This window comes from Paenibacillus sp. GQ49, assembly GCF_059759055.1.
Genome location: NZ_JCAXEL010000019.1, coordinates 1 through 26,288 on the forward strand (window position 1 = coordinate 1; position 26,288 = coordinate 26,288).

At 45.5% G+C, this 26,288-nt stretch carries 13 protein-coding genes; 12 read left to right on the forward strand and 1 reads right to left on the reverse strand.

Features of this window, described 5'->3' with window-relative positions; all coding sequences use genetic code 11:
* Positions 1-11: 11 nt before the first annotated feature.
* The 5 genes from AC6CIF_RS25000 to AC6CIF_RS25020 all read left to right on the forward strand — a co-directional run bounded on the left by AC6CIF_RS25000 (position 12) and on the right by AC6CIF_RS25020 (position 15,567).
* Positions 12-11,900 carry an amino acid adenylation domain-containing protein gene (locus AC6CIF_RS25000; protein WP_498201960.1) on the forward strand — a complete coding sequence of 3,963 codons (11,889 nt, stop codon included), beginning with the start codon at positions 12-14 and terminating at the stop codon, positions 11,898-11,900.
* Between the two features lie 192 nt (positions 11,901-12,092).
* A complete protein-coding gene (locus AC6CIF_RS25005; RefSeq protein WP_076214661.1) occupies positions 12,093-12,800 on the forward strand; it encodes a response regulator transcription factor in 708 nt (235 codons plus the stop codon).
* Positions 12,793-13,833, forward strand: coding sequence for a sensor histidine kinase (locus AC6CIF_RS25010; RefSeq protein ID WP_498201961.1), 1,041 nt, complete (start codon positions 12,793-12,795; stop codon positions 13,831-13,833). The genes AC6CIF_RS25005 and AC6CIF_RS25010 overlap by 8 nt, the downstream gene beginning before the upstream one ends.
* Positions 13,834-13,919: 86 nt before the next feature.
* The gene (locus AC6CIF_RS25015) at positions 13,920-14,837 is read left to right on the forward strand and encodes an ABC transporter ATP-binding protein (protein ID WP_076214666.1); all 918 of its coding nucleotides are present in this window, start codon (positions 13,920-13,922) and stop codon (positions 14,835-14,837) included.
* Positions 14,830-15,567: an ABC transporter permease gene (locus AC6CIF_RS25020; protein WP_498201962.1), complete on the forward strand. Its 738-nt coding sequence runs from the start codon at positions 14,830-14,832 to the stop codon at positions 15,565-15,567. Before AC6CIF_RS25015 ends, AC6CIF_RS25020 begins: the two co-directional genes overlap by 8 nt.
* A 511-nt stretch (positions 15,568-16,078) precedes the next feature.
* Here AC6CIF_RS25020 and AC6CIF_RS25025 read toward each other — a convergent pair.
* Positions 16,079-17,188 (reverse strand): helix-turn-helix transcriptional regulator, encoded by a 1,110-nt coding sequence (locus tag AC6CIF_RS25025; protein WP_498201963.1) that lies wholly within the window; start codon positions 17,186-17,188, stop codon positions 16,079-16,081.
* 129 nt (positions 17,189-17,317) lie between these two features.
* On the opposite strand from AC6CIF_RS25025, the gene AC6CIF_RS25030 reads away from it, so the two are divergent.
* The 7 genes from AC6CIF_RS25030 to AC6CIF_RS25060 all read left to right on the forward strand — a co-directional run bounded on the left by AC6CIF_RS25030 (position 17,318) and on the right by AC6CIF_RS25060 (position 26,288).
* On the forward strand, positions 17,318-18,025 hold the full coding sequence (locus AC6CIF_RS25030) for a class I SAM-dependent methyltransferase (protein WP_498201964.1): 708 nt from the start codon (positions 17,318-17,320) through the stop codon (positions 18,023-18,025).
* Positions 18,009-19,112: a saccharopine dehydrogenase family protein gene (locus tag AC6CIF_RS25035; RefSeq protein ID WP_498201965.1), complete on the forward strand. Its 1,104-nt coding sequence runs from the start codon at positions 18,009-18,011 to the stop codon at positions 19,110-19,112. The genes AC6CIF_RS25030 and AC6CIF_RS25035 overlap by 17 nt, the downstream gene beginning before the upstream one ends.
* Before the next feature lie 74 nt (positions 19,113-19,186).
* A complete protein-coding gene (locus AC6CIF_RS25040; protein ID WP_076214685.1) occupies positions 19,187-19,480 on the forward strand; it encodes a hypothetical protein in 294 nt (97 codons plus the stop codon).
* A gap of 78 nt (positions 19,481-19,558) precedes the next feature.
* The gene (locus AC6CIF_RS25045; RefSeq protein WP_498201966.1) at positions 19,559-20,851 is read left to right on the forward strand and encodes an amidohydrolase; all 1,293 of its coding nucleotides are present in this window, start codon (positions 19,559-19,561) and stop codon (positions 20,849-20,851) included.
* Between the two features lie 194 nt (positions 20,852-21,045).
* Positions 21,046-22,083, forward strand: a complete 1,038-nt coding sequence (locus AC6CIF_RS25050) for a dockerin type I domain-containing protein (RefSeq protein ID WP_498201967.1) — start codon at positions 21,046-21,048, stop codon at positions 22,081-22,083.
* Positions 22,084-22,175: 92 nt separating this feature from the next.
* Positions 22,176-24,128, forward strand: coding sequence for an S-layer homology domain-containing protein (locus AC6CIF_RS25055; RefSeq protein ID WP_498201968.1), 1,953 nt, complete (start codon positions 22,176-22,178; stop codon positions 24,126-24,128).
* 195 nt (positions 24,129-24,323) lie between these two features.
* The gene (locus AC6CIF_RS25060; RefSeq protein WP_498201969.1) at positions 24,324-26,288 is read left to right on the forward strand and encodes an ABC transporter ATP-binding protein/permease; all 1,965 of its coding nucleotides are present in this window, start codon (positions 24,324-24,326) and stop codon (positions 26,286-26,288) included.

Genomic DNA, 26,288 nt, shown 5'->3' on the forward strand with positions numbered 1-26,288 from the left:
GGATGCCAGAGTTGCAGGCGGAGCGTCCAGCATCCATTTCGTTTAACTATCTCGGTGAGATGGATGGAGGCATGATTGGGGAAGCCATGTTCCGGGAGTCCCGTTTCTCCACGGGACAAACGATTGGTGGCCATATCGCCCGAAATAACCCGATTGAACTGAACACCTTCGTATCTGGTGGGAAGTTACATCTCAACGTAACAGCAAACCAAACTGCGGTGGACATGCCGCTTGTAAGTCGATTTGCAGATACGTTTTTGGAGCAATTAACGGAAATTGTGGACCATTGCTTGTGTCAGCGTGAAACGACATATACGCCTTCCGACTATGGTGATCCAAGTCTGGCACTTGAGGAGCTGGATCTTATCAAATCCGCCTGTCCGGGCGTGATCATTGAACGGATTTATCCGTTAACCAATATGCAGCAAGGCATGCTCTTTCACGCAATGGAAGATGAGACATCAACTGCGTATTTTCAGCAAACGGTCATGGAGATTCGCGGGGAAGTGAACCCGGATTACTTGCAATCCAGTTTCAATGAGCTCATGAACAGACATGAAGCATTGAGAGCTTCATTTATGCATCATGATTTGGAGGAACCGAGACAGGTCATTATGCAAAACCTCACCATTGAATTTGAATTTCAAGACTGGACAGCTTTGGAAGCACACCATTCAGCAGCTCAGTTGGAAACTTTTACTCAGCAGGATAAGGCTCGCAGTTTCCGTTTGGATACACAGCCACTTATGCGTGCAGCTCTTTTTCGCACCACAGATCAATCCTACACCCTTGTATGGAGCCATCATCATATTTTGCTGGATGGATGGTGTCTGGGAATTATATTATCGGAGCTGTTCCAGATCTATAAGGCCAAACTTGAGAATAAGGTGCACAACCTGAAGGACCCGAAACGATATCATCATTACATTGAATGGCTCATTCGTCAGGACAAGGATGAGGCCCAAGCGTATTGGAGACACTATTTGGAAAATTATGACACACAGTCGAGTGTTCCAGGTTTGCTTCTTACAGAGCATGATGTTCCATATTTGCGAAAAGAACAGATGATATCTTTGGGTCAGGAGGTAACCCGCCAATTAAATGAAATAGGTGTTCGTTATGGTGTGACGTTGAATACCGTCATTCAATGTATCTGGGGTCTGGTGCTGGCCAGATACAATGATACGGAGGACGTCATATTTGGAACCGTAGTCTCTGGCAGAGAAGCGCCAGTTGAAGGCATAGAAGAGATGATAGGGTTGTTCATCAATACGATTCCTGTTCGGATTGGTTATCCGCATCAAAAGCATTTTGGCGACGTACTTCAGGCCGTTCAGAAACAAGCCGTTGAAAGTCAGCGATTCAATTATTTGAATCTGGCTGAGGTTCAGGCATTGAGTGATCTCAACAAGGAATTAATGGATCACGTCTTTGTATTTGAGAACTATGCCCTGGATCATGGAGCTGTTCATCAATCCAGCACTGGGGTTGGTTTTGAAATTACCGGACTGCATGCGGAGGAACAGAGCAACTACGGATTCCTGATTTCAGCAACACCTGGTGACAGCCTGACCCTTGTGATTACGTATGATGGTAATAAGTATGATTCATCCATTATCGAGCATATGGATCAACATTTTAGGAGTGTGGCAGAACAAGTTACTTCAGCTGATCATCAGCAGCTTGCTGACATTCAACTTGTAGGTGGTGCAGAGCGTGAGGTGCTCCTGAATTCTTTCAATAACTCTGATGCGGATTACCCGCGAAATATGACCATTCATGAGCTGTTCCAGCAGCAAGTTCGACGTACGCCTGATCGAATTGCTGTCCGGGATGAGCATCGTCATATGACGTACATGGAGCTGAATGAGCGTTCCAATCAACTGGCCCGTACGTTGTTATCTCTTACAGGAGGAACAGAGCAATTCATTGGAATTATGGCGGATCGGTCAGTCGATATGATCGTTGGCATCATGGCAGTGTTAAAAGCGGGAGCTGCATATATACCTGTTGATCCCACCTATCCGGATGACCGTATTAGCTATATGCTGGAGGATTCGGGCATCCACCTGTTGATGGTCTCTGAAAAAGGAATGGATCGCGGACTTCACCGGGGTTTATGCGTTGTCTTGGAGGAAGAGAACTCGTATCACCTGGATGCAGGAAATCTGGAGACATCCGTTCAATCCCATGACCTCGCCTATGTCATTTATACCTCAGGTACAACCGGGAATCCGAAGGGAACATTGATTGAACATAAAAATGTCGTGCGTTTGTTGATTAATGACCGTAATCGTTTTTATTTCAGCGAGAACGATGTATGGACGATGTTCCATTCCTTCTGTTTTGATTTCTCGGTGTGGGAGATGTATGGAGCATTGTTGTACGGGGGCACATTACTTATCGTTCCACATCTGGTCGCCCAACAGCCTGGAGAATTCCTGCAATGGTTAATCCGTGAAAAGGTAACTATTCTGAATCAGACGCCATCTTACTTCTACCGATTGATGCATGAGGAGGCAAAACGTCCGAGGAAGGAATTGAGTTTGCGAAAAGTCATTTTTGGTGGAGAAGCGTTAAGTCCGTCATTATTGGCAAAATGGTACAAGCGTTATCCGTCTACAAAGTTAATTAATATGTACGGCATTACAGAGACTACGGTTCATGTTACCTACAAGGAGATTACGTTGTCTGATATAGAAATGGGCAGAAGTAATATAGGTCAGCCCATCCCTACACTCAGGGCATATGTTCTGAACCAGTATCGTCAATTGCAGCCAGTAGGATGTGCAGGTGAGCTATATGTTGCAGGAGAAGGGCTTGCCAGAGGATACCTCAATCGATCCAGTCTTACGGAAGAACGATTTGTCGAAGATCCGTTCTATCCTGGTGAGAAAATGTATCGTTCAGGCGATTTGGCCAGATGGCGTGCAGATGGCAACATGGAGTACTTGGGCCGGATGGATCATCAGGTCAAAATTCGGGGATATCGAATTGAATTGGGTGAAATCGAACATCAATTGCTTCAGCTTTATATCGTAAAGGATGCATTCGTTGTAGCCAGGGCGGATGAAGAGCATACACAATTTATATGTGCATATATCACCCTGAATGAGGCAGCAGATGATGCGGTTACGCAACAGATCAGACAACAGTTGTCTCTTCAATTGCCGGATTATATGATGCCAGCCTACATTGTAAAGATGGATCAATTGCCACTGACCTCCAACGGGAAAGTGGATCGTAAAGCGCTACCAGCCCCGGAAGCGGGCATGTCTGCACTTGGGGGTTATGAAGCTCCGGGAAGCAGGGTGGAAGCGGAATTACTTGCACTCTGGCATCAGCTTCTAAATAATGACCGTATTGGCGTAAACCACAATTTCTTTGAAGTTGGAGGACACTCGCTGAAGGCTTCGGCTCTCGTATCTCGCGTCCACAAGGCATTCGGTGTGGCCATACCATTGAGACAAGTATTTGCAACGCCTACGGTCAGAGCCTTGTCCAAGTGGATCGATTCTGCTCGTTCCAGCAAATATGTGACCATAACCAAAGCGGAAAGCAAGGAGTACTACCCGCTCTCGTCAGCACAAAAAAGACTTTTTATTATGCATCAACTGGAAGATTCGGGCCTGGCCTACAATATGCCTTATGCTATGAAAATAACTGGCAATCTGGATGTATGCCAATTGGAAAGAGCCTTTCAGGATCTGATCAAGCGTCATGAATCATTCAGGACTTCTTTCCATATGGTTGATGGACAGCCTGTTCAACGAATTGATCAACAGGTGGAATTCAGGATCACGTCCCTCGAGCTGGGTGAACAGACTTTAGAAGCGTGGCAGGCGAGATTTGTTCGTCCATTCAATCTGACTCAGGCTCCGTTGCTGCGGGTGGAACTTGTGCAGATGGGACCTGCGGAATACAGTCTGATTATGGATATGCATCATATTATTGCGGACGGTGTATCCATGGGCGTCTTGACCAGGGAGCTAAGCGCCCTGTATGAAGGACAAACGCTTGAACCACTCCAATTGCAATACAAAGATTATGCCGAGTGGCAGGCACTATCCAGGACAACGGAAGTGATTCAGGCACAGAAGGACTACTGGATAAGGGTCTATCAAGAAGAAGTCCCGCTACTGGATATGCCAATCGATTATGCAAGACCACAACACCGTAATTATGAAGGTGAACTGTTCCCATTCGAGTTATCTGAGGGTGTGTCGCAACGGTTGTCTCAATTGGCTCATCGTGAGAGCGTAACCTTATTTATGCTTCTCCTTGCTGGCTATACAGCACTGTTACATCGATACACCGGGCAAGAAGATATCATCGTGGGGACACCGGTAGCAGGTAATTCACAGCCGGAGCTGCAAGATGTAATCGGTTTGTTCATTAATACACTGGCACTTCGGAATCGTCCGGTAGGCACGTTTACGTTCAAGGAGTATCTGAACAAGATCAAGGAGAATACACTTCAAGCCTATGAAAACCAGGATTATGCATTTGATGAGCTGGTTGAACAGCTTGCCTTGACAAGAGATATGAGCAGAAGTGCCTTGTTTGATACGATGCTGGTATTCCAGAATTATGACAGTGAGGAGCTTGCAATCGAGGGTGTGCAATTCAGTTCACTTCCTCCAAGTAACATCCGATCCAAATTTGATCTCACCTTAACCGCAATGGAAGCTGAGGGCCGGATCAAATGTGTGTTTACGTACTCTACGGAGTTGTTTAAGCCTGAAACAATAGAGCGTATGGCAGGCCACTTGACTGAATTGCTGGATAATATCAGTAATGATGCCACGTTACGGTTGCAGGATATTCAATTCATCCCATCAGAAGAGACAAAGTCCATTATGCAGCTATCCTGTGGTCAGCCTGTGCAATACAGAACAGATGCAGCCCTGATCGAACTGTTCGAGGAGCAAGTAAGGAAGTCATCCGGGCAACGGGCAGTGGTGTCAGGGGAAAACGAATTATCTTACGAAGAGTTGAATCGCAGAGCTAATCAACTGGCTCGCTCGCTGAGATCAAGAGGGGCTGCACCGAATTCGGTTATCGCAGTAAGCATGAATCCATCTGTGGACTTGATTATAAGCATGCTGGCCGTTCTTAAAACGGGAGCCATCTATTTACCGATTGATCCTGAGCAGACTGTGAACAGGACCAATGTTATTTTGAATGATAGCCAGGCTATCCTTGTGTTGACGGATCATCCGTTGTCCAAGGAGTTATCTTTCAGTGGGGATGTGTGTCAGGTTAACGACAGCAGTATCGAAAGCTTTGACTACACGGATCTATCTCTGCCGATTTCGCCTGAACAGCAGGTCTATATGATCTATACTTCAGGTTCGACAGGTACTCCGAAAGGGGTAATGGTTCGCAACCGAAATATTGTTAATTACACACAATGGTTCATCCGCGAAGCGGGAGTTTCTGCGGCAGATCGAACGATGCTGATGTCTTCCAGTGCTTTTGATCTGGGATACACAGGTGTATTTTCATCCTTGTTGCAAGGCGGTGAGCTTCACGTTCCAAGCAAGGAAGACTACACCAATCCGGCTAGAATATTACAAATAATGGCTCAACAGCGTATCACATTCATCAAACTGACCCCTTCATTATTCAATCTGCTGCTCCATGATGCTGCATTTGCAGAATGGCAGCCTGTGCTGAGGCTGGTTGTGCTTGGTGGGGAGAAGACAAATACAACGGATGTGGAAAAGTACCTTCAAGAGTTTCCAAACAGCCGGATCATGAATCATTATGGTCCAACTGAAACGACGATTGGTGTCGTTTTTCATAACATATCGTCTGTGAATGTTCGTTCCTTTATAGATCATCCGGTTATTGGCAGACCGATTGATAACACTGTGGTATACGTGCTTGATAAGCATAACCATCTGGTGCCCCGGGGTGTATTCGGTGAAATTTGTGTTTCGGGTGAAGCAGTGTCCAGCGGGTATTTCAATCAGGTTGAAATGACTTGGGAGAAGTTTGTTGAAGATCCATTCCAGCCGGGGCAGATCATGTACAAAACAGGAGATCTTGCCCGTTGGACACATGATGATGAGCTGGAACTGGCAGGTCGGAAGGATAATCAGGTGAAAGTGCGTGGTTATCGGATTGAGCTGGATGAAATCAAAAAACAAATGCTGCTTCTGGAAGGTGTACGGGAGGCCGTTATCGTACCTGGAGCAAACCAGGAACAGACTACCGTGCTCTGTGCCTATTTCACAGCAAACAGATCGATACCATTGGACGAAATTCGCGTTCATCTAGGTGTCGAATTGCCTGAATATATGATTCCTACGCATTTTATGCAATTGGATACCCTGCCGCTGACCGGCAATGGGAAATTGGATGTACGTGCACTTCCCGAACCGGATGCAAGCATGGGTGGAGAGATGGTCTATGAGCCCCCGAGAAACGAGGCAGAGAGCCTGCTCGTTTCCATCTGGGAAGAGGTGCTTGGCTTCAAGCCAATCGGCATCAACCATCACTTCTTTGCTTCCGGTGGTGATTCCATCAAAGCATTGCAAATTATATCCAGACTGTCCAGAGCTGGCAAAAAGCTGACCATGAAAGAGCTATTTGCTAATCCACAGATCAAGTTGCTGGGGCGTTATGTTAGAGAAGATTCCCATGTAGACCGGATGAAGCAGCGTGTGACGGGTCCGGTTGATCTTACACCCATCCAGAAGTCTTATTTCTTGCAGCATCAACGTACAGGAATGAACCACTTTAATCAGTCCTTGATGTTGTACCGCGAGGAGGGATTCAATCCAGAGATAGTCCGGCAGATCATGGAAGAGTTAATGATGCATCACGATGTCTTGCGGATGTCCTATCGTGAGGAACAAGGTAAGGTGATGCAGACCCATCTCGATTATGAAGCAGGTCTTTTCCAGTTGGACGTACAGGACATGAACGGTCTTGATGAGCAGGAACTGTACACCAGGGTGCAGCAGGCAGCCTCCAACATACAGGAATCCATCGAAATTTTCGAGGGACCTCTGGTGCGAGCCGTCATTTTCAGGACCGATCAGGGAGATCATCTGGTCATTGTAATCCATCATATGCTGATTGATGGGGTATCTTGGAAAATTCTGTTGGAAGACTTGGCCATAGGATACCAGCAGCTTCTGGAAGGACAAGATCTTTCTTTTTATCCGGTTACAGATTCGTACCCCTACTATGCAGCTTTCCTGAGCGACTATGCGAAGGGAGGTCGTCTCGCCAAGGAGCGTGCGTATTGGATCAAGACGGATCAAGAAGAAGCCGGCTTTCTTCCTCGGAATGAAGTTCATCTGAGCGAGTATCGATACGGAGACAATCGAATGAGCAGCGTATCGCTGGACCGAGAGATGACAACTCAACTTTTGAGAGAGACAAACCAGGCCTACTATACTGAAATTAATGACATTCTGCTGGCTGCTCTAGCTCTCTCCATCAAGGAATGTGCAGGAGCGAGCAAAGTTAAGGTAACGATGGAAGGTCACGGTCGCGAGCTTATGGGAGACGAATTGGATATCAGTCGTACGGTTGGCTGGTTTACAAGCAAATATCCGGTATGTATCGATCTCGGGAATGAGGAAGGGCTTGGTACAACGATCAAGGAGGTAAAAGAGCAGCTAAGAAGGGTTCCTGCGAAAGGAATTGGTTACGGAATATTGAAATATATGACTACTGAATTGCCAAAGTTGAAAGAGCAGACACCACTCCTGTTGTTTAATTATTTGGGACAAATGGATCAGGATATTAACAGTGGTCTGTTTCGTTCGTCCTGGTTGCCAGCGGGCAATTCGGTTGGTGATGATGTCATTCGTGCCAATCCAATGGAAGTTATTGCCTATGTGGCTGAAGGTCAATTGATGATTAACATCACCTATAACCACAAGTTGTTTGATAACTCCATCGTAGAGAACTTTGCGACATCCTACCAAAAAATGCTCCAGCTGATCATTGAACATTGTGTGCAGCAACAGCAGGCCGAAAAAACGCCATCCGATTATGGAGATCCATATGTAACACTGCAAAATTTGAAAGTGATTACGCAAAAGTTCGGCCCAGAGCGAATTGAGAAAATATATCCTTTGGCCAACATGCAGCGAGGTATGCTGTACCATGCACTTGAGAATCGCGGAGACAGGGTTTATTTTGAGCAGTTGATCATGAACATCAGAGGAAATCTTGACATTGGCCGGCTTCAGGAGAGTCTGAACCTGTTGATGCAACGTCACGAAATGCTTCGTGTGTCCATTGAGTACCAAGTTACAGAAGAGCCGCGGAATATTATTTGTCAAAACCGAGAAGCTGCTTTTGTATACCGGGATCTTCGATCTTTGCCAGAACAGGACAGAGGCACTCGTGTATTGTCAATTGCTATGGAGGACAAAAGAAAAGGCTTTGATCTTGGCAGAGATACACTGGTTCGATTCGAACTGTTGCAGACCGATGAGGAGCAATACTCGTTAATCTGGAGTAACCATCATATCTTGCTTGATGGCTGGGCAAGAGGCATTATTCTTGCAGAGTTGGTCCATCTGTATGAATGCAAACGTACTGGGAAAAACATTCAGCTCCACGAGCCTGTACCTTACAGTGAATATGTGGAATGGTTGCAGGCGTTGAACAAGGATGAAGCCATCTCGTACTGGAAGAATGTTCTGGGCGGATATGAGAACAAGGTTCAGCTTCCAGCAGGAACTTTTTATTCATTGAACGAGGGGGCCACTTCACAGGAGCATCAATTCCGCATTTCCAGACAGCTCACGAAACAAATGAATGATCTTGCTAACCGGAACCATGTTACATTTTATACGGTTATGCAGTGTGTCTGGGGAATCATGCTTGCCAAGTACAACGATACTTCGGATGTCGTATTTGGAACGGTGGTATCCGGGAGAGAAGCGCAGGTAAGCGGGATCGAAAACATGGTTGGGTTATTTATCAACACCATTCCTGCACGGATTCAATGGGATGAGGGACGCACCTTCAAACAACTGGTTGGAGATATGCAGGCCTTATCCATTGAAGGAAGTCAGCATCACCATCTGGGTCTGGCTGAAATTGCATCTTTGAGCAGTCTAAAAAGAGATTTGATCGATCATATCATGGTTTTTGAAAATTACTCGGTGGATTCAAGTCTCGTTGAACAAGGCGCGAATGATATTGGGTTTGTCATTGAGGACATCCATAGTCAGGAACAGACGAATTATGGATTCAATCTGATTGCAATACCTGGTGAAGAGCTTGTAATCAAGTTTGCTTATGATTCGGGCAAATATGATGAAGCCCTGATGAAAGTCATGGAAGACCATATGCTTACGCTGTTGAATCAAATCGTGACAGATGAAAACATGCGGGTCGATGACATTCAAATCATGACGAAACAAGAGCAGATCATCCTGTTGGATCAGTACAACGATACGGGTTCAGCCTATCCGAAGGGCAAAACGATGCATCAGTTGGTCAGTGAACAAGTCCTCAAAACCCCTGAACATGTCGCCGTAGCGTTGGGCTCAGATGTGCTGACCTACAGACATCTTGAAATAAAATCGAATCAGTTGGCAAGACATTTAAAAGCTATCGGTGTTGGTTACAATTCCATGGTGGGCATTATGGTTGAACGCTCACCCGAGATGATTGTTGGCATTCTGGCTATTATGAAGGCGGGCGGAGCGTATGTGCCCATTGACCCGGAATATCCCGCAGAACGGATTGAATTTATTCTGGAGGATAGCGGTTCATCGATCATATTGGAAAGGGAAGAAGGCCATACCGTGTCGGGCAGAACATCCGTAGCGATTGATACGGATTATAGCCATTATTCAGCAGAACCATTGGAGCAGCATGCTGGACCAGAGGATGTAGCGTATGTGATCTATACCTCAGGATCGACCGGGAAACCAAAAGGCACAATGATTCCGCACAGCGGTCTGATCAACTATATTTTCTGGGCGAAGGACGTTTATTTGCAGAATCGGGAGCTTGATTTTGCCCTGTACTCCTCGTTTGCGTTTGATTTGACGATCACTTCCATCTTTACACCGCTGGTTACTGGAAATAAAATAGTGGTATATCCAACCAGCGGAGATGAACCGGTGATCCTGAATGTATTCAGGGATCGGCAAGCAGGCGTAGTTAAATTGACACCATCACATCTGAATCTAATTAAGGATATGGACAACACTCGATCTAGTATCAAGTGCCTGATTGTAGGCGGTGAGGACCTGAAATCGGAATTGGCTCGGGAAGTATATGAGAGTTTTGGAGGCAAGGTTCAGATCTTTAATGAATACGGGCCAACGGAAACAGTTGTAGGCTGCATGATCCATCCGTATAATCCCGAGACGGACACGAGAATCTCAGTACCTATTGGGAAACCTGCTGCAAATGTGCAGTTATATGTGCTGAATAAACATCAGCAACTGCTTCCGGCTGGTTCGCCAGGGGAACTATACATTGGAGGTGACGGAGTATCCCGAGGATACTTCGGACGTCCGGAACTAACAATGCAGAAGTTTGTACCCAATCCGTTCAAAGAAGGGACTACCCTATACCGGACAGGTGATCTGGTGCAATGGTTGCCAAACGGAGACATGGAGTTCCTCGGTCGAATTGATCATCAGGTGAAAATTAGGGGATACCGTATTGAGCCGGGAGAGATTGAACATCGTTTGCTGCAACAACCGGAAGTTAAGGATGCAATTGTGACCCCGCGGCAAGACGATTCTCAGCAAAGCTATCTCTGTGCGTACATCGTACCTGTGGACCTGAGTAAAAAGATGGACATCGTTCAACTGAAACAGGGATTGGTTGACGAGCTTCCTGCATATATGATACCTGCATTCTTTGTTGTGATGGATCAGCTTCCATTGACGGTGAACGGAAAAGTGGACTTGAAGGCATTGCCTGAGCCCGAGGACAGTGTGACAGCTCTGCAATCCTACACACCACCGGAAACGGAACTGGAACGACACATGACAGATATTTGGGAGGACGTTCTTCCAGTGAAGCCGATTAGCATACATGCAAATCTGTTTGAGCTGGGTGCGAATTCGTTAAATGTGATGTCTTTTGTATCCCGATTGTACAGTCTGTTGAATTTTAGAATTCCGTTTAAGGATATTTTTGAAAAACCGACCATTGCTGATCTGGCGGCCTTTGTTGAGAAAGCCAAAGATCTGCTGGAGGACTACACCGAAGATTGCATGCAGCTAACCCGGACAAGCGAGAATAATCGGATCGTTTTCTGTTTTCCTCCCGCTGCTTCCATGGGGATTGCCTACATGACACTTGCTCAGCATCTGGACTCGTTCGGAGTGTACAGCTTTAATTTCATCACTTCAGAAGATCGGATTGCTCGTTACGCTCAAATGATGATTGATATTCAAAAGGAGGGCCCATTCACGCTGATGGGTTACTCCTCGGGTGGAGTGCTGGCCTTCGATGTAGCCAAAGAGCTTAACCGCAGAGGATATGAAGTGCGTGACCTGATTATACTGGACTCAAAATACCGAACAGAAGTGGAAGAGCATCGTCTGACTGAAGAAGAAATCAGGCAGGAGATTCAGCAAAAGTTCAACATGAGTCAATATCAGGACCTTGAGAAATTGGCGAATGACTATTTGCTGGAGCTGATTACGAAGTCTTACCTGTATGTTCATGAAGCCATAACCTTTGGTACGATTGATGGTAACATCAGTTATGTGACTTCAGGACTTTTGGATGCCAATGCTTCGATTGCTTTGTGGTCCCAATCCACCACAGGACAATTCAGACAAGTGAAAGGTTACGGCAAACATATGGAGATGATTGACAAAAATTATCCGGAGATTGTGAAACAGAATGCAACGCTCATCAACGAACTCTTGCTGACAAGCACTAAATAATATTTCAAGGTTGGCGTTTCGTGAGTCAGAAACGCCAACCTTTTTTTACACATGAGCATTTTGCATAAATCCAAAGAGTGTCTTTCAATCACCAAGATTTAGATCGAAATGCTTCTATTCGTCTAGATCTTATACCTGGGAGTGAATTGAATCGTATTATGTAAAATGCTGACATGAAAGAAGGTTGAAATCATGCAAAATATTCGTGTACTCATTGCGGATGACGATAAGGAGATTCGAGACCTGATCCGAAAATACCTGGAGCGGGAGATGTATACCGTAGATACTGCCGCAGATGGTGAACAAGCGCTGCAGCTGTTTCAACAGCACAAATATAATATGGTCATTCTTGACCTGATGATGCCTCAGATGGACGGTATGGAGGCTTGTCGAAGAATTCGCAGTATCAGTAATGTACCCATCATGATGGTGACAGCCAAAGACCACGAAACAGACAAAATTATAGGTCTTGGCATCGGTGCAGATGATTACATTACCAAACCATTTAGCATTCATGAACTGGTTGCTAGAATTAAGGCACTCATGCGTAGATTTATGGTTCTTGGGACGGAGGTTCCTGACCATAGTGAGGTCATTCGCTTCAAAGGATTGATGATGAATTTGAAAACATACACAGTTGATGTCCAGGGAAAAGAGACCGATCTGACTGGCAAAGAAACAGAATTACTCAAATTTATGATGTCCAATCCTGGTCAGGTGTTCACCAAAGCCCAATTATTCAGGAATGTATGGGATAATGGGTATTTGGATGATGACAATACCGTCATGGTACATATCCGAAAGCTGCGAATGAAGATTGAATCCGATCCTTCGAATCCACAATTTATAAAAACCGTTTGGGGCATCGGTTATAAATTTGTAGGTGAACGGGATGAATAGAGATGCCATCTTGATGTTATCCGGTCTACAGTTGATCATCGGAGCTGTGGCACTTGCCCTGGAATACTACACGAGCTTGACGCATGGTTCACGAATGTGGTTGTTTGCAGCGTTTGTTTTCACCAGCATCTGCGTACTCGTTAATCAATATCAGATTCGAAGCAAGCAGCAATCGATTGCTTCTGAACTGCATCGGGCGGTCAATGGAGAAGGAAAAAGAAGAATATTAAGCAAAGGGAATGTACTGCTGGATGAGATCGTTTTTGCAGCAAATGACCTGATGGAGCAGCTTGAAAGCGTAAATATCGAGGCCCAGCGCTCTCAGGCAGTAAGAAAGAGTCTGCTTTCCAGCATTTCTCATGATATTCGCACACCTCTAACTTCGATGATTGGTTATGTGGATGCGCTCAAGGATGACATTGCTTCGACAGAAGAAGAGAGAAGAGACTATATGGATATTTTGTCGCGAAAATCGAAGGACTTGAAAAAAATGATAGATGAGATGTTCACCATGGCCAAACTGGATGCAGACGAGATGCCCATGCAGGCTGAGCCGTTGGATCTGGCCGAATTGACCAGGGAGATTTTGATTGAATTTATACCCAGTCTCAAAAAAGCAGAGATGGATCTAAAAATTCAGATCCCGGATTACCCTTGTTTCGTTATGGCAGACAGGCTGAGTATCAATCGCCTCATCAGTAATCTGATTCAAAATTCTATCCAGTATGGACATGAAGGGGGCGTTCTGGGAATTGAGATAACATGTTATCATCTTAATTTCCAATTAACCGTATGGGATCAGGGACCAGGGATATCGGAGAAAGAGCTAAATCTGGTGTTTGAACGTATGTATCGCAGTGACCACTCACGTAGCCCTGTCTTTGGGGCAAGCGGGCTTGGTCTTTCAATTGCCCGGACATTGGCTGAGAAAAATGAGGGGTATTTGCAGGCAGAGAGCAAACCTGGCGTGAAAACATCCTTTATATTCACAATCCCCAAGTATAAGCGGCTGTCAAACTCACAGCACAATTAAGAGATAGTTAAGATTTGGATAAGCGCTATTTAAAATCTGAAACCTAGAATGAAATTATCAGTTCTTGGAAGGAAGGTGCGCTAGACGTGAGTGTAATTATCAAAACAACAAATCTCACCAAACAATACGGGACTCAAAAATCAGTTAATTCACTGAACATGACCGTTCAACAAGGTGGGATATACGGCTTTCTTGGACGCAACGGGGCAGGGAAAACGACGACAATCCGTATGCTGCTCGGTCTAATCAAACCAACGCATGGTGAGATTGAGATATTTGGAGAGAACCTATTTACCAATCAAAAAGAAATATTAAGAAGAACCGGTTCGATTGTAGAGGTACCCGGGTTTTATGAGAACCTGACTGCCCGCGAAAATTTATCCATCAACGCTCGAATTATGGGGATATACAAAAAGAATGCCATTGAGGACTCGCTCGAAATCGTAGGTCTGCAAAATGAAACCAAAAAATTGGTTGGCAAATATTCTTTGGGAATGAAACAAAGGTTAGGCATTGCCCGAGCCCTGTTGCACTATCCAGAATTGCTGATTCTTGATGAACCTACCAATGGACTTGATCCGATTGGGATCAAAGAAATTCGCAGGCTGATTAAAAATTTGGCCACGGAGAGAAATATTACCATCTTGATCTCAAGCCATATTTTATCGGAAATTGAACAACTGGTTGATTACATGGGCATTATTCATGAAGGGAACCTGCTGGAGGAAATTTCATTTGAGCAGCTTCGGAAAAGGAACCGTAAATACACCGAATTTCAAGTTTCAGATGATAATAAGGCTGCGGTCATTCTCGACGGTTTGGATCAGGCTGAATATGAAATTCATGATGAACGCAATATCCGGGTGTATTCCCATTTGGGACAACAAGGTAAGTTAAACAGAATCTTTATGGAGAATGACATCAATGTAACCAAAATTATGGTGAGTGAGGATCGTTTGGAAGATTATTTCACCAAGCTGGTTGGAGGTGGAACCATTGGTTAATTTGCTTTACACTGAACTTCTCAAGCTGAAACGCTCCAAAATGTTTCTGCTTAGTATCATCGGAGCGGCCGTTGCCCCTTTGATGGTAGCTGCTGCCATGTTTGTCCAAATGAAAACAAAGGAGCCTTATCTTGTCGCACAATTCAGTGTGCTTATGTCCAACACAAGCATATATGCTGTACTGGTCATTGGAGTTCCGTTGTATGGTGTCATTACCGCTTATCTGTATAACAGGGAATATGCGGAGGATACAATGAAGAATCTGCTGACCATTCCGGTTTCCAGAGTCGCTCTGCTAATGTCCAAATGGATTATGTTGCTGGGATGGATTATGTTGCTTACATTATCAGCGTGGGCGCTGGCGATCATTTTTGGTTCACTGGGTCAATTTGCAGGTCTTACTCCACAGTTTGTGCTTAACTCGCTCAGCAATTATGTAGTGGCAGGACTGCTGTTGTTTCTGTTGTCCACCCCGATCATTCTGATTACGCTCGTATTAAAAAGTTTTGTGCCAGCGATTATCGTAACCATTATTATTACACTGGTGAATGTGATGCTGGCTACAAGTGAACATCGAGGACTATTTCCATGGACCGCAGCACTGGATATCGCGAATGGAACACTGGAAGCCAAATATCCTCCAGAGTATTCTTATATTTCGATCGCTGCGACGTTCATCATCTGTCTTGGACTGGCCATTGGTTATTTTAAGAAAAAAGATATTCATTAGATCTTGTCTTCAAACTTATCCAAACCTTCTCCGAAACATACAAAATCCTAATCAAGTCGGTGGCATATGACTGCGAAAAACATAATGGAGAAGCCCTGATCAGTATGGATCAGGGCTTCTTTTTCAATGATCAGGTTAACCCGTAGTTACGGTTTGGCCCTTTTTGTTCTCGTTTTACGAAAGCGGATGGAAAGCATAACGTCCACTGCCTGTTCCCCAATATCACTTAATGATATATACTTACCTGATCAAATATGATATTGATTATCAATATCAATTATTGAGTGATGTATACATTGGAAAAAGTGAAACGAGGAGTGCGGGTAGATGCAAGAGGAAGAAGCGACACAAGGATCTACACCGGAGATGATTGATACGATGGCCAGTATCTGGACCTTCTTAAATCAATAGCATATAGAAAAAGATGCCATTACGAGGATATCGTATTGGCATCTTTTGATTTTTTCTCATTATTTGATAGTCAAGTGGATTACTAGGAAATTACTCGGGATTATATGGCAGGCTCATCCGATAGCTGGAAACGGGAAACGAAATACCAGATGAGCTCGCGACGTGAGGATACCTTGGTTTTGGCGAAAATGGATTTTAAATGATCCTGAACCGTGTAGACAGAAATATGCATCGCAGCAGCAATTTCTTTGGATGAATAACTGCGGAGCACATATCCGAGTAGTTCCCGCTCTCGACTGGATAATCCATGGCTTTCGGCGAGCAAGGGCAGCAAATCCTGTGGCATCGCCTGCTCCAAACGGATAGCAATCTGATCTGGTCCCGTAAGCTGTTGCATAATACTGGCATGAAGTATGAGGTAACGCCCATCCGGAAGTTGGATACAAACTTTGGAGGGTGAGTCGGTTGCAATCTGAGCACCCACGACCAGTTCTGCCCGATTCTTGCGCTGCAAGTGGGAACTCACTGCACGTACCGGACGGGGCAGAATGTCTGGCCCTACATGTTCCAGCATGCGCAATTGGGACAGCCAATATTGAGCGGAGGCGTTCAGGGATAAGAGCTGGAACGTGTCTGAGGTGATCAAAATTCCGGGTTCCTCGGGACTATCACTCGTGATCTCATCGATCAGTGTCAAGCTCGTGGACCGCAGCATCGATGCAATAGAAGCGGTCCAGGACTGAATCATCATCCGCTCCTCTTCTGTAAAGACAGCACATTCTGTCTTACGATATAGGGTCAGATATCCCCAGCAAGCGTCTCCATTGACCAATACAGCACGCAGTTCATCACCGAACCCCGCTGGCTGAAGAATGTTGATATAACGTGGGCTTTGTTCAGGCTGTGCGTTTACGGATGTGTGGAGTGTAGCTGTATGTTCACCGCTGCGAACTAATTCAGCGTATTTATGTATATCTTCTTCCATGTATTCATTGATGAATAACCGATCATGAATGGCCTCAATGCCATCTTCTGTCACAGCTCCTGTGGAGAGAAGAGTCAGAGGATCAACGGTAGTGAAACAGTATGCGTCGTAAGGTATAACCGTATGGATCTGCTTGAGAACAGCTTCCCGATAGGTACGTGAGGTCCAGGTTCCTTTTTCAAGAGAAGTGATAAGTCTGTGGTTCCGATCAATACGTGATGTCAACAAGATTACTCCTCTCTCTGTGCGCATATCCCAATGTTCTGGGATTGTAGGCTCGCCGTATCCTTCTATAATGAAATTAGACGAACAACGAGTCAAGTCTAACTTCAATTCAAGAGGAGTGCGGTGTCCATGAATCACAATCTATCACCGATGAGCTGGGAAACAGCAGATGTTCATCGTTACGAACAATCGATAGCCCTGAAAATTCCGGGTTATTCTCATATGCATGATCTAATGGAACGGCTGCTTGCAGCATCTTTTGCGAATAACAACGATATTCATATCCTTGTTGCCGGAGCGGGAGGGGGAAAAGAGATTGCTCTGCTCGGATCACGTCATGCCGGTTGGACATTGACTGGAGTAGATCCTTCGCAGCCCATGCTGCAACTTGCTGAGAAACGAGTCGCGGAAGCAGGCATCGGTTCCAGAGTGAAGTTGCAACCTGTTACGGTTGAAGAATTGCCTGAGGATATCGTATATGATGGGGCGACAAGCATGCTCATGTTACATTTCCTTCAGGGGATTGAGGCCAAGAGAACGTTTCTTACCAGCCTCGCAGCGAGACTTAAACCAGGTGCACCACTGATCATTGCGGCTGTGAATGCCGATCTTCGTTCACCTGCACATCCAATCATGATGCAAGCTTGGAAGGATCACATGTTGAGTGTGGGCGTCCTTCCTGAAGAGTGGGAGCGCTTTGCTGCTTCCCTGGGCCGTGAATCCGATCCAATATCCTCTGAAGAGATGACTCAGCTACTGACCGAATGCGGTTTCTCACATATTACACGTTACTTCGGGGCGTTCTGGGTGGAGGGGTATTATGCAATTCGAAACTAACGTGAAACCTATGAAAGATCAGATCTGGGTGGTTGGTGGTTATGGTCAAGTGGGGCAGATGATATGTACTCAACTGGGGAAATTGTTCCCGGGTAAAGTATGGGCTGCGGGTACACGCATGAACCGTGCGGAAGAGTTCAGCAGGTCTACAGGTGGTGCTGTGCTACCGCTTCAACTGGATGTAACAAAACCTGTGGAGCCTTCAATGTTACGGCCTGTGAAGCTGGTCATTATGTGTGTGGATCAGAGCGATACCCGGTTTGTTGAAGCCTGCGCACAAGCCGGAACCGATTATATTGATATTTCTGCAAAATATGATTTTCTCGCTCAGGTTGAACAGCTGCACACCAAAATGCAACGTTCCAAATCGACCGCGATCCTCAGCGTTGGATTATCACCCGGAGTGACTAATTTGCTTGTGCGCGAAGCGACCATGCATATGGATCAAATGGAGGAAGCAGACATTACCGTCATGCTGGGACTTGGTGAGAAGCACGGAAAAGCTGCCGTGGAGTGGACCGTTGATCAGATGAATGCCACCTACCAAGTGATGCAAAAGGGCAAACCTGCTGAGGTACAAAGTTTCGGAGATGGCAAAAGGATTGATTTTGGAGCAAAACTAGGGCAGCGGAAGGCTTATCGATTTAACTTTTCGGATCAGCACGTGGTTGCTCGGACGTTACGTATTCCAACCGTATCTACCAGACTCTGTCTGGACTCCCGCTGGATCACAGGATCCATGGCAATCTCCAAACGTGCAGGGTTGTTTTCGTTGCTGCGTATCCCGTCTATTCGGAATGGAACAGTTAAGGCATTTGGCCTTATTCCTGGGGGAGAGCCAATGTATGCGGTCAAGGTCGATGCCGTAGGATGGGAAAATGGTGAGCAAATCCGCGTCGAACAACTACTGGTTGGCGCAAAGGAAGCAGATGCAACAGCGGCCGTGGCAGCAGCGGTGGCAGAACGCGTATATAGAACAGAGTCAGAGTTACCTCATGGTGTGTTTCATATTGAACAGTGTCTCTCTTTGCAGAACATTCAGGATGCACTTCATACGCCACTAGAGGTGACGACCAAGATCACCTAGTTTCATGCTCTTTTGCTGGGAACCTCCGATCTGCTATGATGGAACAATAATCATGGCATGAATGGAGGGAGATCATGAACTGCGTTGCTGTATTACCTTATTACAAAGTACAGAGAGAAGTGACGGGTCTCGCCCAAGAGATTGAGATGAATGCCCGCTCCATGATTCTGTATTCAGATAAAATTGTGACCAAATACCGCGAGTTCAACATCACGGAAGTGTTTGATATGTCATTTCGCCGTATGGGTGATGAAGGTGGATTTTTCTATCTGCACACAAGCACAGGAGTATATCCCTATATGGTCGAAATCGATCCTAAACCGTTTATACAAAGTTTCAGAAAGATGACGATCCAAAAATTAAAATGACTTGACCTTGCCGTTACGTAAAGGCTTACCCTCGGATAGGGAATGAACGACAACCAATCCAGAGGAGCCGTGAACGTCATGAGTATATTGATTCAGCAAGCTACGATTCTAACGATGAAAGATGCCGATGCCCTCTTTATGGGGGATATTCGTGTTGAGGGAGATCGCATTGTACAGATTGCGAACCACATTCCTCCTCAACCTGAAGATGAGATTATCGATGGACGCAATAAGGTTGCCATGCCAGGACTGATTAATGCCCACCAACATACACCGATGAGTCTGCTCCGGGGATTCTCGGATGATCTGACGCTGATGGACTGGCTCGAACGCAAAATGCTGCCTGCCGAAGCACGGATGAACCCGGAAGACATCTATTGGGGTGCCAAGTTATCCATCGCCGAGATGATCCGTTCGGGTACCACTGCGTTTGCGGATATGTACATTCATATGAATGAGATTGCAGAAGCGGTTAAGCAAACGGGGATGCGGGCATCGCTTACACGTGGAATGGTATTCATGGAGGATGATGGGGGACGCAGATTGCAGGAGGCGATCGACCTTGTAGAGCGCTGGTCTGGAGCGGCCGATGGGCGGATAACAACCATGTATGGACCCCACTCACCCTACACTTGTCCCATGGAGCCGCTACGTGAAGTCATTGCTCTGGCTGTCACGAAGGATATTCCGCTACATATTCATCTGGCTGAGACGAAGGAAGAAGTTGTGAAGATTCGTGAGCGCTATGGCATGACACCGACAGAGTATCTGGAAGAGGCGGGGATGTTCGAACAGGCACATGTGTTGCTTGCGCATGGTGTGCACCTCAATCGAAGGGACATCGGCAGATTGAAGGGCATGCGCGGCGGTGTAGCACACAATCCAGTCAGTAATCTGAAGCTGGGGTGTGGAATTGCTCCAATTACCGAGATGTTGGCTCAGGGAATTAACGTGGGAATCGGAACGGATGGAGCGGGAAGTGCTACAACCGTGGATATGTTCGAGGAGATCAAAGCCGCGACCTGGCTGCAAAAGCTGGACTATGGCGATCCCACCCGCTTGCCAGCCAGGGATGTACTAAGCATGGCTACACGCGGAAGTGCTAGTCTGCTTGGTCTACAGGATGAAGTAGGTATGCTTGAGGTGGGGTACAAAGCTGATTTGATCCTGATCGATCTGGCGAAACCACATCTTCAACCGGTACATGAGGTGGAATCCTTATTGGCTTACAGCGTAAATGGGGCGGACGTGGACACCACGATTGTGAATGGTCAGATCCTCATGAGAGGCAGGAAGCTGCTCACGATCAATGAGGAAGAACTATACCGTGAGGTGAAGGTTAGAGCCAAAAGGATTGTTGAGGGAATTTAATTTTAGGTGAATTTGATCCGAACTGGAAAAAGATTTGTGTTTAAAAACGCTATGGAGGCTCAATCCATGGCGTTTTTTTGTCGAATTACAATTGGAAATAGTTCCATGGTCCTGTTCAGAATCGGTTCAGAATGACTCGTTATACTGAGCATGTAGTTGTTCAAATTTGAAATGTATACGAGGAGGAACATGAATTGAAGGGGAAACAAAACAAAAAACGGCTTAAGCCGATATTGAAAAAAAGCATGTTGACTGCACTCGGGCTGAGCATTGCATTGCCTATAGGTGGAACGCTTCCTCAAGCTAACGCAGGAGAAATTGGCCCAGAGATTAACATTTCACGGCCTGTGCTCAACGACGGCATCCATTGGTTAAATTATTCATCGGAACAAAACGATCCTTCTTTTGTGTCCGGTGTACCCATCAAGGTAACGAACAATAGAGTTAGAATTGATTTGAGTACCCATTTACGATCTGATGAGTTTAGTATGCTCACAGCCAACTCAAGTGATAACAGTTTAGCTAGGGTGTATGTAGAAACGATAGAAAATGAAAATACATTGGTTGTTATTCCTTACAAGAGCGGCAAGATCAATATTGAATTGAAAGCTCAATATACTGTATCTGATGTACCGGAAACGGTTACGGATAACTTTGAACTTAACATTAGTAAAAAAGGGGATGTAAATGCAGACGGAAAAGTGAATTCTGCGGATGCAGCAGAACTTTTGACTTATCTTCGTAATATGGTCAGTCGCCGCGGTTATTCTTATGTGGAGATGAACCGAATGGACGTGGATCGTAATGCGGAACCCACTTTGGGGGATATGAATGCGTTGTTAAACGGATATGCCAACAAAACACTTGGCGCGAAAAACAATGATTATGTGTTGACCTTTCAACAAGTGGACGATGCGCCGTATGTGCTGAATGGTCAATTGAAGAATTACATGGAGAACACAATTGCCACAGATTATTATTTAATGGATGTTGATGGTGATGATATTGATTACATTAATACTCCTTCTTATCAGTGGTACCGCGCAACAGACCCTTCAGGAGAAGATATGGTTCCAATAGAAGGGGAGACACGAGAACAGCATACCGTTACATCTGAAGACGAAGGTTATTATCTTGTGCTCGAAGTGACTACTCATTCCACTTCGGATACGAATACGGAGCCTAGACGAGTATACATTGTTGGAAAAGAAAAAATACAACGCCCTGATTAATTCATATTTTTGTAATTTAAATAACGAATAACAATATTTTTTCTATCATTACCATACATTCTACCAATTGATACAGACATGGAGGCTAATACATGTTTCAACCGAAAAAGAAACGTCCAAGAATCAGAAGAACAATGTCAGGTCTCATCGCACTGACGCTACTCTCGTCTCTCGTATTCCCGAGTATTGCTGGGGCAGAGCCGGCAGAACCATCACAGGTGCAATTTGCAAATGTTAGTGTACAGGCGGGGCAGACGGTTCATGTCCCTGTTACATTAAAGCAGTCCTATTCTCAGGTTAGCGCTTATAATATGCAGATTGATTATGATACATCTGCCCTGGAAGTTGTCCGGATCACGACTAAATCTGTCAGCACTATCAGCACATCCCCAGAAGAAACCGGTACAGGAGACTTCCAGTACGTAATTAATAACGAAGAAGGCTGGGTACGGATCATCTGGGTTGATTTCAATGCAGGAGAACGTCTGATTTTAGACGAACAGCAATTATTTGATATTGAGGTCAAAGCCAAAAGTAATGCGACTCCTGGAACAAAACAGCTCACAGTGGTGCAAAGCGATTCAGAACATTGGCTTTTTACAAATGTAGAACACAATAGTGGTGCTCAGTTGTCCGGTGGAACAATCACAATTACAGCAGCGAACTCAGGTGGCGACAATTCTGGCTCGACACCTACACCGAATCCTGGTAACTCTTCGGGTGGAGGAGGAGGAAGTGTATCACCAACTACACCCGTGGTTACTCCAGTACCATCCACTCCAGCGGAAACCAAAGGTGTAGACATCTATGTGAACGGACAGAAACAGGAACAATCTGCAACGGCTACCACTTCAACGGTAAACAATCAGGTCACAACCACGGTTCATGTGGATAATGCCAAAGTCATCAATCAGATTGGCAGTGGACTAAGAACGCTTCTGCTGCCGATTACAGGTACTGGCAAGGGCGCGGTCGTTGGTGAACTGAACGGCAAACTGGTCAAAACGATGGAAGGAAGTAATGCCGAAGTTGTCATTCAGACTGACAGTGGTACGTACACCCTCCCAGCTAATCAGATTCAGGTAGATCAGGTTCTGAACCAATTCGGAAGCACGGTTCCATTGGAGGATGTCACAATCCAAATCGCTATTGTGCCTAGTGCCACATCCAAGCAAACAGCAATTCAGGCTGCAGCGGACAAGCTGGAGAACACAACGGTGATTGCAGCTCCGGTTGATTTTGAAGTAAAAGCGATCTGGAATGGACAGCAAGTTAATGTGGATCGTTTTAACTCCTATGTAGAGCGCTCCATTACTTTGCCAGAGGGTGTCGATGGTTCAAAGATCACGACAGGAGTTGTACTTCAGCCAGATGGCAGCCTTCTGCATGTGCCGACCAAGGTTATCAAAGGTAACTTGCAAGATTCTGCTATTATTAACAGCTTGACGAACAGTACTTACGCCCTGATCTATCATCCGGCAACATTCAGCGATGTAACGAATCACTGGAGTCGTGATGACGTACAGGATCTGGCATCCCGTCTGATCGTACAAGGTACTGCTGAGAACGTGTTTGCGCCAGACCGGAGTATTACGCGGGCAGAGTTTACGGCTGTTCTGTTAAGAGGTTTGGGACTGCACGCACCGCGCAGTACAGAAGCGGCATCATTCACGGATGTGAAGAATGGTAGCTGGTATGAGGATGAGGTTCAGACGGCTGTGTCCTACGGCCTGATCTCAGGTTATGCTGACGACAGCTTCCGTCCGAACAGTGAAATTTCTCGTGCTGAAGCGTTGACCATTGTGTCACGTGCGATGAAACTGGTCGGTCTGGCACAGGCCAATGCTTCAGAGACAACAAGTCTGCTGAGCACATACAGCGATAGCGCTAAAGTACAGGCATGGGCAGCAGAGCCGGTTGCATCGGCGATTAAACAAGAGCTGGTACAAGGTGCTGATGGCAAGCTGATGACAGATGCAGACATTAGTCGTGCACAATCTGCGGCAATTGTGAAAAGGCTGCTGGCAAAAGCGGGATTAATCTAATCAAATTTCTGGACACCTACACTTACTTGAAATGATTTATTTCAAGCAAGCTGTAGGTGTTTTTTTTGCATATCGTTTTTCTCGAACCTCTTATAGGTGCAATAGTCCAGTTCATTATCAGTTCATACTGATTTGTTACGATATGAACATCAAATAGATAGATATCGTGCATGATCAGGAGAGGAAGAGATCCATATGAAAATACTGGAAGTTAAAAATGTGAAGAAATCATACACCTTATATGGAAAAGAAAGAGTCCCGGTACTCCACGGTTTGAACCTGAGTTTTGAGACAGGGGAATTTGTCTCCATCCTTGGCGAATCTGGCTGCGGTAAGTCAACGCTGATGAATATCATTGGTGGCATGGACTCCGATTATGAAGGGGATGTCGTTGTTCGTGGAAAGAACTTAAGTGCCATGACAGAGAAGGAAATGGATGATTATCGAAAGAATAATATCGGCTTTGTCTTTCAAAATTTCAATCTGATCCCGCATCTGTCTGTCCTCGAAAATGTGACGATTGCGATGCAAATGACGGATACCAATGAGAAGGAGCGGAACCAACGTGCCGTAGATATATTGACAGAGGTGGGACTGAAAGATCATCTGAACAAACGTCCCAACCAGTTATCCGGCGGTCAGAAGCAACGGGTTTCCATCGCACGGGCGTTATCCAACAATCCGGATATTATTCTTGCAGATGAACCGACGGGTGCTCTGGATAGGGAAAACGGAGATCAAATCCTCGCTCTGCTCGACAGTATAGCCAAAAAGGGAATGCTGGTGATTGCCGTAACTCACTCGCAGAAAGTCGCTCACTCCGGTACACGTATTGTGAAGGTTGAAGAGGGGCGTATTAGTGATGATATTCACCTGAAAGATCCTTCTACGGCTGTTTACGAGAGTGGTCAGGATTCTTCCCGCAGTTTGGGTCTGCTTGCTTCATTCAACATGGCACTCAAAAATATGAAACTCAACGCCAAGCGTAATGTCCTGGTAGCTTTGGGTGGATCTATAGGTATATTAAGTGTACTCCTGATGCTCTCCTTGGGGAATGGAATAACCACGTATATGAATGACGAAATCAATTCAAGTATGGACCCTTTGCTCGTGGATATAACAAAGCCAAGTGAAGAAGCCAAAGACATGCAAGGCCCCGAAGCCTTGATGGCGACAGGTGAACCGTTTACCAAAGAGGATATCGAGACAATTCGCAATTTCCCTAATGTAGATCATGTAGAGACAATTACGACCATTACAGGCCAATCGACTATGGTGAATGAAAAACAAAGTGTTGGACTCACGCAGTTAACAACGTTAACGGATGCTTTTGATCCAGCATTGATAACAACGGGTGTTCTGCCGGCAGAAAATGAAATGTTAGTACCCCTTGATACAGCAAATAAATTAAGCGGAAATGACCAAGCTGAATCCATGATCGGCAAGTCTGTGTTTCTATATATCAACGAGATGGATAGCAATAATAAACCGGTAACTTTGGAGAAAGAAGTAACGATCTCAGGGATCTATGAAGCAGCAGATCAACGATCTCCAATGCAACAATCCCCTGGATACATCTCATCAGGGACGCTGGAGCAGATGTATACGGACAAAGGAATAACAATCGGACCGATTCAGGTTAACGCCTATGCAACCGATATGAAATATGTAAATGATATCAATGAAGCTGCTGTAGATGCTGGCTTCGCAGGCTCTCAGATGGCCAAAGTTATGGAGAATATCACGACATATGTAAGTATGGCTTCTATTGTACTCGCGGGTATTGCAGGCATTTCGTTGATCGTATCTGGTATTATGATATTGGTTGTACTCTATATTAGTGTCGTGGAACGGACAAAAGAGATCGGAATTCTTCGGGCGATTGGAGCAAGAAAGAAAGATATCAAGCGAATATTCTTCTCCGAATCTGCTTTATTAGGCGTATTTAGTGGTATTATTGCGGTGGTCTTTGCAGTGATCATCAGTTATGTATTAAATATTCTACTGGACAATGCGTTTGGAGCCAAACTCATTAATCTCTCGGGATATTATATCTTGTTTGGTATCGTGGTAAGTACAGGAATTAGTATCGTGGCCGGTTTGATGCCATCATCAAAAGCGGCGAAGCTGGACCCGATGGAATCCCTACGATACGAATAA